This window comes from Klebsiella sp. 54 (assembly GCF_018223875.1).
GTDB classification, from domain to species: Bacteria; Pseudomonadota; Gammaproteobacteria; order Enterobacterales; family Enterobacteriaceae; genus Klebsiella; species Klebsiella quasipneumoniae.
The window spans coordinates 24,851-39,591 of the sequence record NZ_JAGRRA010000009.1 but is presented as its reverse complement, the minus strand read 5'-3'; the positions used below and the strand labels follow the sequence as shown (position 1 = coordinate 39,591).

Genomic DNA, 14,741 nt, shown 5'->3' with positions numbered 1-14,741 from the left:
CGGCCGCGGCGTCGATTTTCGCCTGGCGGTCGGCCAGCGCTTTATCAACGGCTTTGGCGACGATGGCGTCGATCTGTTCCTGAGTAAATTCTTGCGCCATTACAGAGGTAAGCGGAAAAAACGCGGCGATAACCGCCATGGTTAATGGAAGTTTTTTTTATCATTGTCATGAGTTTCTCAATATAGGTTAATTTTATTCAGACAATAACCAGCCTATTCTGAGCTGACAGAATATGTCGCTATCATCAGAACAAGTTATTTTTTATTTTGTACGGTCACAGAGGCATTACACAATTATCGCGACTCTTCCTCCTTCACTAATATTAAACAGGTGGCACAATAGCAGAACCATCCGCACAGCGGATTGTTCATCTATAGACAGTCAAACAGATAGCCTTGCGGCGCAGACAGCATAAATACAACACGAACCAATAAACGCTATTTCCTGGCAGCGGGCAGATGGCGGAATATATGCCCCCGCAGGGGCATATCAGCCAAATTTAACCAAAGATATAGGTATTGACGAGATTTTCGAGTAATTCCTGACGCCCGCTGTGATGCTGCGGATTCAGATTATGCTGCTCAGCGTACCGGGCAATATTATCCAGCGACATGCGGCCGGCCATAATTTGTTGCCCCAGCTCGCCCTGCCAGCCGGCATAGCGTTTTGCCAGAGCCCGATCGAGCTTGCCATCCTCAATCATGCGCGCGGCCAGCTTGAGGGACAGCGCCATCACGTCCATGGCGCCAATATGGCCATAGAACATGTCGTATTTGTCGGTGCTTTGCCGGCGAACTTTGGCGTCAAAGTTCAGGCCGCCGGTGGTGAATCCCCCGGCTTTGAGGATCTCGTACATCACCAGAGTATTTTCTTCCACGCTGTTCGGGAACTGATCGGTATCCCAGCCGAGCTGCGCATCGCCGCGGTTGGCGTCAACGGAGCCGAAAATGCCCAGCGCGATGGCGCTGGCGATTTCATGATGGAAAGAGTGCCCCGCCAGGGTGGCGTGGTTGGCTTCAATGTTCACCTTGATCTCATTTTCCAGACCAAACTGCTTCAGGAAGCCATACACCGTCGCGACATCGTAATCGTATTGATGCTTGGTGGGCTCCTGCGGTTTCGGCTCGATAAGCAGCGTGCCGCCAAAGCCAATCTTATGCTTGTGCTCCACCACCATCTGCAGGAAGCGGCCAATCTGCTCGCGCTCCTGGCGCAGATCGGTATTCAACAGCGACTCGTAACCTTCGCGGCCGCCCCACAGCACATAGTTTTCGCCGCCGAGCTGGTGGGTGGCGTTCATGGCGGTCACCACTTGCGTGGCCGCCCAGGCAAACACCTCCGGATCGGGGTTGGTCGCCGCCCCGGCGCCGTAGCGCGGGTGGGTAAAGCAGTTGGCGGTGCCCCACAGCAGTTTCACGCCGGTTTGCTGCTGTTTCTCCGCCAGCACTTCGGTCATCACGGCGAAATTATGCAAATACTCTTTCAGCGACGCGCCTTCTGGCGAGACGTCGACATCGTGGAAGCAGTAATACGGCACGTTGAGCTTATAGAAAAATTCAAACGCCACGTCCGCTTTGCGTTTGGCCATTTCCAGCGCATCGCCCGCGGCCTGCCAGGGACGCTCAAACGAGCCGGCGCCAAACATATCCGCGCCATTCCAGCAGAAGTTATGCCAATAACAGGCGGCAAAACGCAGATGATCTGCCATGCGTTTTCCCAGCACGATTTCATCCGGATTATAGTGGCGAAACGCCAGCGGATTATCGGTTTTGGGTCCGGCAAAGCGAACGCGTTCGAGCTGGTCGAAATAGGTTTGCATGATGAACTCCGAAATTGAGAAACAGGAAAATTAACAACTGTGACACATCGTGTATTCTCATCGTCGGTTGCTCAATTACGTTATTTCACTCGGCGATTGAGAAAATGCTCAAATGTGAGCCATCTCGCAAATAAAACTATTTTAAATATCTCGCTTCGCGCGCGTATAGCGTACACTTCCTGGGGAATTCAGGTGAACATAGCGAATTAAAATGCCGGTTTTGTCACATTGCATATCTGTCAGAAAATTAGCGGCGGATAACGATTCAACGCAGGTGATACAGGCCTTTGCTTCGAGGATCACAGAAGTAAAAAAACATAATTACTTAATTTAAAAACGTAATAGATTCTTCCAGGTCAACTGTGTCAGAAAGTGTTTCACCTACACAAAACAAACCGGAGTCTGCTTAGAATGAGTAAAAACATAATGCACAGTCGGCATGATGAATATCATAAATTAACCCGCGGAGAACGAATTGGTTATGGCATGGGCGACTTTGCGCAAAACCTGGTTTTCGGCACCATTGGGGGTTTTCTGGCTTTGCATATGCTGACGGTAAATACCATCAGCACGGCAACGGCAGGCTTTATTTTTCTTTTTGTCCGCATCATTAATGTGTTTTGGGATCCGATGGTCGGAACCTACGTGGATAAACGAACCTCGAAGGCAGGAAAATATCGCCCCTGGCTGTTACGAGCCGGCGTGCCGCTGGTGATCCTGTCGGCATTACTGTTCGCGCCCATCCCCGGAGTGAAAGGTTCGGTGGCTTTCGCCTTTATTATTTATCTGGCGCTGGACCTGGTTTATTCCTTAGTCAATATTCCCTATGGCTCGCTGAATGCGTCGCTGACCCGCGACCCGGAATCGATCGATAAGCTGACCAGTACCCGCATGATGCTGGCCAACAGCGCCAACCTGCTGGTCTATACCCTGTTCCCGATGTTTGTGCAGATGGCGGCGCCGAAAGATCGTAGCCTGAAGGACACCGGCTTTTTCGGCCTTGAGCTGAATCTGGGCAACTATACCGATCCGTCGGCGAACTACGCCTGGTTCGGCGTGTACGCCATCTATATGATCATCGGCGCGGTGGCCCTGTTTATCTGTTATAAATTCACCAAAGAACGCGTTGTCGCGACCGCCGAGCAGACCGCCAACGTCAAAACTACCGACCTTTTCCACGAGCTCAGACATAACCGCCCGCTGGTTATTCTCGGCATGTTCTTTATGCTGGCCTTTACCTTCATGTTCTTTATGAACACCGTTAACGGCTTCTTCAACCAGTACGTCGTCGGCCACTCCGAATGGATGGGCGCGGTGGGTCTCGTCGCGTCTATTCCCGGCATCGCCTTCCCGATTTTCTGGCCGAAACTGAAAAAAATCTTTGGTAAAAAAGGCTTCTTCCATCTGTTCCTCGCCATGTTCATCGTCGGCGAACTGCTGACCTACGTATGGTCCCGTGAAGGGATGCACGACGCCCTGTGGCTGGCCTATATCGCCACCTTTATTAAACAGTGGGGCTTAACCTCCGCCACCGGCTTTATGTGGGCGCTGGTACCGGAAGTCATCGCGTATGGCGAATTAAAATCTGGCAAACGCAATGCCGCCATTATCAATGCCATTATGGGACTCTTCTTCAAGATCGGCTTCACCATCGGCGGCGCGATCCCGCTGTGGCTACTGGCGGTGTATGGATTTAATGAAAGCGGCGCCGTGCAGAGCGCCAGCGCCATCGACGGGATCATTATGACCGCGGTGTGGATCCCGATTGCGCTGGCCGCTATTTCGATGGTGATCATGCAGGTTTATCCGATCTCCGATAAACATGTTACCGACATCAACCGTCAGCTGGATGAGATCCGCGTGTAGTTAAAAAAATTATAAATCAGACCGATTCGTCACTTTCCATTTTAAAAGGTGTAATGAAATGTCACTTATTCAAAACCCGATATTACGCGGCTTTAATGCCGACCCCAGTATTATTCGCGTCGAGGATACGTACTATATTGCCAACTCGACGTTTGAGTGGTTCCCGGGCGTGCGTTTACATGAGTCGAAAGACCTGAAAAACTGGAACCTGCTGCCTTCGCCGCTCTCCACCACCACCCTGCTGGACATGAAGGGCAACCCCTCCTCCGGCGGCATTTGGGCGCCGGCGCTCTCCTGGGCCGATGGGCAATTCTGGTTGGTGTATACCGATGTGAAGGTCACCGAAGGCGCCTTCAAAGACATGACCAACTATCTGACCACCGCAAAGGATATTCGGGGCCCGTGGAGCGACCCGATCAAGCTGAACGGCGTCGGGTTTGACGCCTCGCTGTTCCATGACGACGATGGCCGGAAATATATCGTCCAGCAAACCTGGGATCACCGGGAGTACCATCACCCCTTCGATGGCATTACCTTAACGGAGCTGGATACCAACACGCTGAAGTTAATGCCGGAAACCGCGCGCACCATTTACCGCGGCACCGCCGTGGCGCTGGTCGAGGGGCCGCACCTCTATAAACTGAACGGCTACTACTATCTGTTTGCCGCCCAGGGCGGCACCGTGTTTACCCACCAGGAGGTGGTGGCGCGGTCGAAAACCCTCGAGGCCGACAGCTTCGAAACCGAACCGGGTGACGTGTTCTTAACCAACGTCGATACCCCGGACAGCTACATCCAGAAACAGGGCCATGGCGCGCTGGTCTCCACTCCGGAAGGCGAATGGTATTACGCCTCGCTCTGCGCCCGGCCGTGGAATCGCCCGGGGGAATCCATCTACGACCCGCGCGGCTGGTCAACCCTCGGCCGGGAAACCTCGATCCAGAAAGTGTACTGGGACGATGAGGGCTGGCCGCGTATTGAAGGCGGTCACGGCGGGAAGACCTTCGTCGAAGGGCCGAAAGACGCCATCTTCACCGAAAGCGCCAGCGATAACAGCCAGCAGGATGACTTTACGTCGCCAGCGCTCGACCCGAACTGGAATACCCTGCGGGTGCCGTTTACGGCCAAAATGGGCACCACCGGCAACGGCAAATTAACCTTAATCGGTCAGGGTTCGTTAGCCAATACGCATGACCTGTCGCTGATTGCCCGCCGCTGGCAGGCCTTCTATTTTGACGCCGCGGTGAAGGTGAAATTCGAGCCCTTCAGCTATCAGCAGATGGCCGGGTTAACGAATTACTATAACGACCGCCACTGGAGCTTTGTCTTCCTGACCTGGAATGAAATTAACGGCAAGGTCATCGAAGTCGGCGAAAATAACCGCGGGAAATACACATCGTACCTGAAAGATAACGCCATCAAGGTGCCGGACGGCGTGGAATACGTCTGGTTCCGGACCAAAGTCCGCAAGCAGACCTACAGCTATGAATACAGCTTCGATGGCGTGACCTTCACCGAGATCCCGGTCCAGCTGGATGCCGCAGTGCTGTCCGATGACTATGTGTTGCAGAGCTACGGAGGGTTCTTTACCGGGGCGTTCGTCGGCCTGGCGGCGGTAGACTACGCCGGGTACGGCACCCAGGCTGAGTTTTATCAGTTCGAGTATCAGGAACTGGGCGATAGGTTAGCGGCCGATGGCAGCTACAGCTGGGAGGCTGGCGAGACGCGGGATAAGTAAGAGTGTGTGAGCCCACGCTACCGGTAAGGTAGCGTGGGGTTAGTAGTGTGTTTGATGTAATTAAAGCGAGCGCTGTCGGATGTCAGTCTGCAGGGCGCAGCCGGGCCTTCAGCTCTTCGGGAGTAAACGGCGGATCTCGCCGGTGCAGCATTGCATGGCAGTTGGGACATACCGGGATCAGATCGGTTTCTGGGTTCAGACGGTAGTCCTGCTTTATCCCGGACAGCGGAATGAGATGGTGGATATGGATAAAGCCCTGGCCGATATCGCCATAGCGGCTGGCCATATCCAGACCGCATACCTGACACCGGCAGCCGTGCAGGCGAAGCGCCGCCTGACGAGCCTGACGGTCGCGCTCATAGCGATTGATCACCACCTGCATCGCCGCCCCTTCCACGTACTCCATGGTCGTCTGCCCCTCATCGGGGAAAAGCGCAGCCTCGTCATCGCCAGCGCCCTGCGACGCGATCGTAAATCCTTGCTCCAGTAACAGACGCACGCATTTGGATTTAATCCCCCCGCTGAAATCCGCCGGGGTAAATTCCGTGCCTGTCGCAAGCGTGGCCGCTAACCCGACGATGGCTTTTGAAGGATACCGACGCCCCTCAAACTCGATCTCATACAGACGCGCGCTTTTAAACTGATGCGCAACGCCTGCATCGTAAGCGCGAATGGCGGCGATGATGCATTCCTTGGATAAATGGTCCGGTAGTTTTTTCATAAGACATAGCTATCTGATGGCGCGAAGCTTGAGTATAAATAGAAAGCTATGGGCTTTTCGAACAAATAACTGGCAGTGATAGTTAAATAGCGATCCACGTAGAATCGCCGCATCTGGTAGGTTGATCGGCAAGGATTTTGCGAGCATCATCGCATTTATTTAGCTGCCAATGTAACGCTATGCCCTCCAGCACGACCCTGCAACACGCGATCGAGAACATCACCATCTGGCGCAAAGGCGAACAGCGTGCACCGCATAAGCCACTGCTGCTGCTGTACGTCCTCTCACAGTACCAGCGCGGCCATGTGCGGATGTTCGACTACGCCTCAGAGATACGCGATGAGCTGCATAGCCTGCTGGAACGCTTTGGCCCGCAGCGCCGCCAGTACCGGCCGGACATGCCCTTTTGGCGCCTGAAAGGCGACGGCTTCTGGGAGCTGCACAACAGCGAACAGTGTTCAACCCAGGGCAGCCGACAGCCGCCCGGCAAAGAGCTGGAGCTCTGCCACGTCGCCGGCGGCTTCGATGAGCCGCATTTTGCGCTACTCAACAGAAATAAGAAGCTGATCAATACTCTCGCCCATCAGATCCTCGAAGCGCATTTCCCGGAGAGTATTCAGGAAGAACTGGCAGAAGAGATGGGGTTTGATCTGCAGCAGATCCGTAAAGAGCGCGACCCACATTTTCGCCAGCAGGTGCTGCGCGCCTATAACTATGAGTGCGCGATCTGCGGCTTCAATATGCGCCATGATAATACCTCCGTCGCCCTGGAAGCGGCTCATATCAAATGGAAGCAACACGGCGGCCCCTGCGAAATCCCTAACGGCCTGGCGCTCTGCGCGATTCACCATAAGGCCTTTGATAAAGGATCCATTGGTCTGGATGAGGATATGCGCATCCAGGTTTCGCCGGCGGTGAACGGCGGAGGCATCGTTGGCAGGCTGTTCTGGGATTTTGATGGTAAGCCGATTACCTTGCCGCAGGGGAAAGAATGCTATCCGCAGGAAGGGTTTGTGGCATGGCACCGGCGGGAGGTGTTCAGGGGGTGAGGGAGTATGGTGTGTAACTGATCTCCTCTGATCTCCTCCTGATCTCCTCCCTGAAAACAGTGCCAGGCTAAACTGAAGTCTCCGGTCTTTCTTCCATCTCACAGAGAGGCACATCGCCATGAAAAAGACCCGCTATACCGAAGAACAGATAGCATTTGCGCTGAAACAGGCCGAAACCGGCACTCGGGTGGAGGAAGTCTGCAGAAAGATGGGCATTTCTGAAGCCACATTTTACAACTGGAAGAAAAAGTTTGGCGGCACGGGCGTGACAGAGCTGCGCCGCCTGCGCCAGCTTGAGGAAGAGAATCAGCGTCTGAAACGTCTGGTGGCCGATTTAAGTCTGGACAAGGAGATGCTGCAGGAAGTTATCAAAAAAAGTTCTGAGGCCGGCTCAGAAGCGTCAGGCGGTGCATTTTCTGCGGCAGGCTTACCGTATCAGTGTCCGACGGGGATGCGGACTGCTGATGCAGAGCAGAACCGTTTACCACTGGCAGAGCCGGCGGGATGATCTGGCGATAACCCTGCATATCCGGGAAATAGCGGAAACCCGGATCCGCTACGATTGACCGCGTATTCATATTCAGCTGCGGCGGGAAGGCTGGCCTGTTAACCACAAGAAAACACACCGAATTTACTGTCTGGAAGGCCTCAACCTGCGCAGAAAGCGCCCCCGCAGGCATGTCAGTGCAGCACATCGTCAGCAACTTCCGGTCCTGACCGGAGTCGATCAGTGCTGGAGTATGGATTTCGTGTCGGATAACCTGTTTAACGGACGACGTTTCCGGGCGCTGACTGTAGTGGATAATTTTAGTCGGGAGTGTGTGGCGATCCATGCCGGAAAGTCGCTGAAAGGTGAGGATGTGGTCGGTGTGATGGAAAGGTTGCGGGTGCTGGGCAAGCGCCTGCCGGTACGTATTCAGACAGATAACGGCAGCGAGTTTATTTCGAAAAGTCTGGATAAATGGGCGTATGAGCACGGGGTCACAATGGACTTCTCCCGCCCCGGAAAACCAACGGATAACCCGTTTATTGAATCATTTAACGGCAGTCTGCGGGATGAATGCCTGAACATTCACTGGTTTCTCTCGCTGGAAGATGCGCAGGACAAACTCGACAACTGGCGCAGGGAATATAATCATGAAAGAATGCATTCATCATTAAATGACATGACTCCGGCTGAATTCATCCGAAGTCTCCGGAAAGACGAAGGTCTCTGATTTAGCACTGCACTGATTTTGGGCCAGGGTCACTGATTTTGGGCCAGGGTCAGGTTGGTGTGGCGGTGAATGGGGCGCTGACGGGTAGGGTTAAGGTGCCAAAGAATAGTGGGGGAAGGCTGGGGGTGGATTATTGTGCATAAGCAATAGTTATAATAAATATTCCAAAAAATCTACAGAAAACGATATTTAATTAATTATTTTAAAAAAATATGAAGGTGAAAATCAGCTCACCTTCACATCTAATATTTAGCGCATTCATTCGTTCATTGACTGAATGGCAAATTTTTCCAACATATTAGAAGATGGGTGATTTGCAAGAGATACTAACTGATTAACTAACGCGATAGGTACAATAGCATTCTCATACATATCACACTTAAGATGTTCAACAACATTAAGAATTTCATCTAAATTAGAAAATGAAGTTCTATTCAACTTTTTAATTTCCTCACTATTTTTAATAGGTATAGTTAAGACCCAAACCCTATCCGATTTACTACGATAAATCAACTTCCCGCTGTAATAAGAAGTTGATGCATATGGAGGGACTTTATCTAATTCTTCTTCAGTGGATGGACCGGGAAGGATATGTTTATAAATATAATTATTAAAAAGTGGCAGCGCTTGACCTTTTAGCAAACAAGCACTACCTCCAGAAGAGATTTGTTCTGCATGTTCAACAAAAGAACCTGATTTTTCTAAGCCGACTAATTTTAGCGAATACTCATCAATATATAAATTACATAACTCCCTCATATCCTTGTGCAATTTTGCCGTTTGTCCAAAGAAACCTAAAGGGCCATCCTTAATAAAAAGGAAGCGTTTTAAAAATGAAGGTTTTCGAGTAACAATTTCTTTTATACAATGAACAATAATTATATGTTCAATCACATTCGTCAAATATCCTAAAATACCGCTAGCCCCTAATTCCTCATCTACAACCTCATGAAATCTTAAAATATCAATAAGATTAAATGACTCTCCACCATAAACGAAATACCCTTGAGCATCGATACTATCTTTATTAACAATAACATTTTCAAAGACCTCTCCATTGCGCTTAGGCAAACTCCCAAATGTTATATTGGAAAGAGAAAAGTCACAATCTATACTCTTCTTTTTGAATTCATGAAAAACCAACCACTTAAGTGTATCTATGTATTTTTTACCATCTCTATTCTCATTAAAAAACTCAATTATAGGTATTCTAATAGAGTCGACCATTGAAAGAGAGTCTAAAGAAGTTGCTTTTGTAGGAATAGCAAGTTTAAATCTTGCTAGTTTTTTAAATTTTTCCATTTTTTCAGGATGGATAAATGGAGAATCACCTAACTGTTTTAAGTCATCTAAACTGAACTCCAATCCTCCGAACTGAAAGAAGGCTACTTTCGAACTTGGATAGTTTTTTCTAACAGTAACCTCAGTATAACCTCCATCTACAGCTATGATTGTCGCTACATCTCTTGATGACCCTGTATTTATTGCGAAAGAGTGCTCTAGAACATCATTTTTCGACTCTTCATTAGTAGATGGAAACTTACATCTTCTCATCAAGTTTTGTACATAAGGATCATTAATTATATGAGTATGTTGAGATTTACTAGCCCACTCAAATGGGCGATTACCTTTTGCATTATAGCTCATCACATGCCCTTATTAGCCAAGAATCGGTCAATTTGAACTGGAACAATAAAAGGGTTCGTGTACGTCTTCATACGGACAAATCCTTTGTCATTAGTTGCAGAAAATCTGACCAATGATTGTGTAAAATCCTTAAAGTCATAATATTTTTCTAACTCTTTCGTCTCGTCAATGTTATTCAAGTGAGCGATAAACCAATTTTGAGTATTCTTTAAAATATTTGCACTAATAGAACTTACTTCTTGGGTAGCATAAACCATGCCTAAATGTAGTTTAGCACCTTCTTTAGCAATTCGATTATATATTTGACTTAAATCCTTATCATCTTTCTTAGGAAATAAATTATGTGCTTCTTCAAAATAAAACTGAATGAAATTATTAGGTAGGTTTTTAATAAATCGATCCATTGCCAAATTAAATGTTGAATGACATATTTTCTCTGAGAATAGTCGCTGAACAACAGGTTCTCCCTGTGACAAGTCAACGATAACAATCTTTCCTTGTTGAAGGAACCGAGGAATTTCTGTTTCAAAAGATTCCTCCATACTAGTTGTATGCAATTGATGTAATTGTTTTACAAAAATTTTCTTATATCCACTTACCTGACCTTTTTTACCTGGAGATCTAAATGTAGACAAAAAGACCAACATTGCTTTAAGATCATTGTTAGCCCATTCTTTACTTTCTTTTTTAACATAATCCTTTATATACTGAAGATCATTATATTGCTCCCAAACCCTTTCAAACCAAAGGCATGCCTCATCAAAAGATAAACCTTTAGTTGGATCTATGGTCCTCCCCTCTACAATTGAATTATTAAGATCAGCTGCACCTTTAAAATAAATTTTCTCACCATTAGGTTGAATAAAATGAGCACGAAACAAACAACATTTATACGCAGCAACAAGTCTAGTATATCTAGTCCATTCAGAGCCAAATTTATCTTCACTTTCTGGCATCTGCAAATTTACCGCAATGAAGTTATTTACATAATCACCGCTACCAGATTGCTCATTAAGATAATTACAAATTAAGCTAAAGCCAGTTTCAATTTCTTTGTAGAAATTAACCTTCATAACTTTAAAATCATTTTCTTTCTCTAATACACTATACCTGACAACTTTTTCTTTATACAAGTCATATATTGCTGTCCCAGAATCTTGTCTATTAGCGTTAGCATACTCACCATTTACATCAAATATAATCTGTCCAACTGGAAATGAAGGGCTACCAGAAGTGGTAAATTCTTGGGTTTCTGGGGGAGCGGAAAGAAGTAGCGTTCTAGCCTTATTTGAAATTTCTTCTGTCGCCTCTATTATCTTTTTTACAGTATTCGATTTACCCGTACGAGTCATTCCAAACATTGCAGATCTTTTACCTAAAAAATCTTTAGGATTTACCCATACGCTAACATTCTCCTCCTGAGACTGATGTCTACGGCTAGACGAATATCTTACGCTACCAATTCTAAAATCAGAGGCTTGACCAACTATACCATCATCATCTCGTTGATTTACTATAAACTCGAGGACATCACCACTGGCCTTGTAAACACTATAATTATTAGCAGAATAAAAGTTCTCAAGGTCTGCACCAAACTCTATCTTCCCACACTGTGTACGATAGAAAACCCCAAGAACTCTACATTCTAAACCAGAGAAACTAAATTCATAGCGTGTGAATTCGTCTAATTTCCCATCTTTTAAGCTACCTGCTCTTCCTGAAATATCTAAGTTATCTTTGTAATATTCTATCATTGACGATATTACATCATTATCAGTAGGGAGTTTTGTCTGAGAAAGAGCCCTAAGTAGTACAGCCTCTTCAACACCATCCTCACCATCGTAAAAAGCAAGTAGAAAACAACCAGCTGGTATTCCTTTAACTTGGGCTTTCCAAGCATCACAAACTAACAGTCTGGCAATATCATAAGATAAATAGAACGGTCGACCAACAAACTGTTCCTTATTTCTACCTTCTTTTAATAAATCTGTTGATAAAAACGCATTTAAATTCATATAATTTCCTTTTTCAATTCAGGGTCTTCAAATCTTATTTTTGATTGCTCTGCGTATTTTTCATCCGCTTCTATTGCTAACCACCTTCTTTTTTTCAATTCGGCACAAAATCCAGTTGTATTACTACCACCGAAAGGATCAAATACAAGATCATTTTCATCCGTCAAAAAATCAATAAAGAAGTTAACTATACCTTTGTTCATTCTCGCCGGGTGTGGTTTTATATTCATTTGTTTACATTTCCTAATAAAGAAATCATTAGATGATACATTTGAGAAAGACATTACATTGTGTGGTAAGCGAACCTCTCGAGACTCATCTATAGGCTCAAGTTCAAAAAAATTGTGAGATATGCTTCCACCATGATCTTTTAGGAAGCCTTTTTCACTGATATTATGCTCTGATGGACGCATTCCAGCATTATAACTTTGGCGCTCTAATAATTTCCGCATACTTTTACTATAAGGCCGTAAGACTTTTTTATTATCTGCTTTCGGATAATCAGTCTTAGCAAGCCACCAAACATGAGTATAGCTATCAACAGTACGCAACCTATTAACTGTGACCCATTGAGCAGGAGATGGCAATTTGGCGGGGTTATAACAAATAAACTCCTGAATTAATCGGAGTTCAGAATTCTTCTGTTTTGTCATTTCAAACAAACATTCTAAGTGCAAAGTTGATTGTACAGGCCTCTCCGGTTCCCAGGCATTACCTATCTCAATGACAAGTGAGCCATCATCAGCAAGGAGTTGATTGAAGACAGGTGTCAGTTTTTTAAACCAATCTCGGTATGCCTCGCCTATCTCATTCCCATATTTTTTCTTATTATTCAATGGGAAAGGCGGTGACGTAACGATAAGATTTACTTTCCCTACATATTTACTAATATCCTCGTCATTAAGGACATCAAGAGAGTCCCCAAGATAGAGCTTTCCAAGTTCTGTTTTATAGTAGAGATTCATATGGTATTGAATACCTTGCAAATTTATAAAATTTTCTAAGTCAAATCCGTGTTTCTTCAGCTGCTTTCAGCCTAGGTAACACAGTGTATCAAAGGGAGTGAGGTTCTTAAGTTCGCACGAGAAATCTATCCCTTACAAAATTCTTTTACTGTTAAATGTTTCAGATTTTCAGCGTATTTGAGCATTTGTAGACGCAATACTACCGTATAGCGCATCTGAGTGTACATTCTACGACGTCGATCATAATTCGTTACAGCAGTAACGACATTGGACTGACCCCGCACCGGTAGATGATTCTGCCCTATAGTTTGAGCATAGGAGGAGCGTTTGGGCACACCACGATTTACACCTGAATTTAAGGAAGAAGCCGTCCGTAAAATAACGGAACGCGGTTATTCCGTAGCCGAAGTATCTGACCGTCTGGGCATTTCTGCACACAGCATCTACAAGTGGCTACGGGCTATCAAACCTGATAACAGCGAGCAGCATGACCGGGATTTACTGGAAGCTAAAAGCGAGATTCTGAAACTCCGGGCACAGCTAAAACGCACCGAAGAAGAACGGGATATCCTGAAAAAGGCCACGCGGTACTTTGCAAGGGAACCCGACTGAAGTACCGCTTTATCAGTAAGCACCGCACTTTATGGGGTGTCATGACGATGTGTCGGGTACTGAATGCCGCCCGGGCCGGGTTCTATGCGTGGCTGCATAACCCTGTCTCGGCGCGTGATAAAGATAACCAGCGCCTACTGATGCTTATCCGCGACTCGTATTCCCTAAGCGGAGGCGTATACGGTTACCGGCGGGTTCATGGCGATCTGAACGAAATCGGGGAAACCTGCGGTAAAAACCGGGTGGGTCGGATCATGCAACTGAACCTGATTAAAGCCGTGCGCGGCTATAAAGCGCCACATCGTATCGCTGGCAGGCCTTCAGTCGTTGCTCCTAATCGCGTGCAGCGGCAGTTCACCGTTGTTCGGGCCAATCAGGTCTGGGTCACCGATATTACTTATATCCGCACCTGGCAGGGCTGGCTGTATCTGGCGGTGGTTATCGATCTCTTCGCCCGTAACGTGGTTGGCTGGTCGATGAAGCCCACTCTCTCTCGCGAACTCGCGTTGGACGCTCTGATGATGGCGGTGTGGCGTCGAAAACCTGACGGCGAGGTTATTGTACATAGCGATCAGGGTAGCCAGTACGGAAGTGACGACTGGCAGCGCTTCTGCCGGACCAATAATCTGGCACCGAGCATGAGCCGGCGTGGCAACTACTGGGATAATACGGTGGCCGAATCGTTCTTCAGTTCACTGAAAAAAACGCATCAGGAAGAGAATATACAAAACCCGGGATCTGGCCCGGGCGGATATCTTCGATTACATTGAAGTGTTCTACAACCGGGCCCGGCGACACAGTCATCCCGATGGTATCAGTCCGGAGGCCTTCGAACAGGCCCCATCGTGAGGACAGAATTTGTCTACGGGTGTGGGGCAGTTCAAGGTTGGGGCCAAGGATGAAAACGCAAACGAGCAATCAGAGAAGCCAGCTCATACGCTCGGAAAATATGGTGCAGCGTCCAGACTCTCCAATCGTCAGCAAATTCCTGTCTGACGACTCAAGCGATCCGTGAACCGGCTTAAATGCCGGTTTTTTAGGCTGACTTTCAGACTTTCCCGCTGAAGCTGAGAGTGCATGTCTATGCTGCA

Annotated in this window: 8 protein-coding genes and 3 pseudogenes; 5 read left to right on the top strand and 6 right to left on the bottom strand. The window is 47.6% G+C overall.

Annotated features, from left to right (window positions below; all coding sequences use genetic code 11):
* Together KHQ24_RS18530 and xylA are read right to left on the bottom strand one after the other, a co-directional pair.
* Positions 1 to 170 (bottom strand): annotated as a pseudogene (locus KHQ24_RS18530) (carbohydrate porin); the annotation flags it as partial.
* Between the two features lie 330 nt (positions 171 to 500).
* The gene (xylA, locus tag KHQ24_RS18525; RefSeq protein WP_211777402.1) at positions 501 to 1,820 is read right to left on the bottom strand and encodes a xylose isomerase; all 1,320 of its coding nucleotides are present in this window, start codon (positions 1,818 to 1,820) and stop codon (positions 501 to 503) included.
* Between the two features lie 426 nt (positions 1,821 to 2,246).
* On the opposite strand from xylA, the gene KHQ24_RS18520 reads away from it, so the two are divergent.
* Together KHQ24_RS18520 and KHQ24_RS18515 are read left to right on the top strand one after the other, a co-directional pair.
* Positions 2,247 to 3,686: an MFS transporter gene (locus tag KHQ24_RS18520; RefSeq protein WP_072206957.1), complete on the top strand. Its 1,440-nt coding sequence runs from the start codon at positions 2,247 to 2,249 to the stop codon at positions 3,684 to 3,686.
* 58 nt (positions 3,687 to 3,744) lie between these two features.
* Positions 3,745 to 5,424: a glycoside hydrolase family 43 protein gene (locus KHQ24_RS18515; protein ID WP_053810821.1), complete on the top strand. Its 1,680-nt coding sequence runs from the start codon at positions 3,745 to 3,747 to the stop codon at positions 5,422 to 5,424.
* A gap of 82 nt (positions 5,425 to 5,506) precedes the next feature.
* Here KHQ24_RS18515 and KHQ24_RS18510 read toward each other — a convergent pair whose 3' ends face one another.
* Positions 5,507 to 6,145, bottom strand: coding sequence for an HNH endonuclease (locus KHQ24_RS18510; RefSeq protein ID WP_211777401.1), 639 nt, complete (start codon positions 6,143 to 6,145; stop codon positions 5,507 to 5,509).
* 179 nt (positions 6,146 to 6,324) lie between these two features.
* On the opposite strand from KHQ24_RS18510, the gene KHQ24_RS18505 reads away from it, so the two are divergent.
* Positions 6,325 to 7,194: a phosphorothioated DNA-binding restriction endonuclease gene (locus KHQ24_RS18505; RefSeq protein WP_211777400.1), complete on the top strand. Its 870-nt coding sequence runs from the start codon at positions 6,325 to 6,327 to the stop codon at positions 7,192 to 7,194.
* A 118-nt stretch (positions 7,195 to 7,312) separates the two neighbouring features.
* A pseudogene (locus KHQ24_RS18500) lies at positions 7,313 to 8,411 on the top strand (IS3 family transposase).
* A 258-nt stretch (positions 8,412 to 8,669) separates the two neighbouring features.
* Here the strand turns inward: KHQ24_RS18500 and KHQ24_RS18495 are convergent.
* Genes KHQ24_RS18495 through KHQ24_RS18485 form a run of 3 tightly spaced genes read right to left on the bottom strand, consistent with a single transcriptional unit; the run spans position 8,670 to position 13,038 of the window.
* Complete coding sequence (locus tag KHQ24_RS18495; protein WP_126494852.1) at positions 8,670 to 10,058, bottom strand: hypothetical protein; 1,389 nt, start codon at positions 10,056 to 10,058, stop codon at positions 8,670 to 8,672.
* A complete protein-coding gene (locus tag KHQ24_RS18490; protein ID WP_126494854.1) occupies positions 10,058 to 12,073 on the bottom strand; it encodes an ATP-binding protein in 2,016 nt (671 codons plus the stop codon). Before KHQ24_RS18490 ends, KHQ24_RS18495 begins: the two co-directional genes overlap by 1 nt.
* Positions 12,070 to 13,038 (bottom strand): DNA-methyltransferase, encoded by a 969-nt coding sequence (locus tag KHQ24_RS18485; protein WP_126494856.1) that lies wholly within the window; start codon positions 13,036 to 13,038, stop codon positions 12,070 to 12,072. Before KHQ24_RS18485 ends, KHQ24_RS18490 begins: the two co-directional genes overlap by 4 nt.
* A 327-nt stretch (positions 13,039 to 13,365) precedes the next feature.
* On the opposite strand from KHQ24_RS18485, the pseudogene KHQ24_RS18480 reads away from it, so the two are divergent.
* A pseudogene (locus tag KHQ24_RS18480) lies at positions 13,366 to 14,499 on the top strand (IS3 family transposase).
* Positions 14,500 to 14,741: the final 242 nt, after the last annotated feature.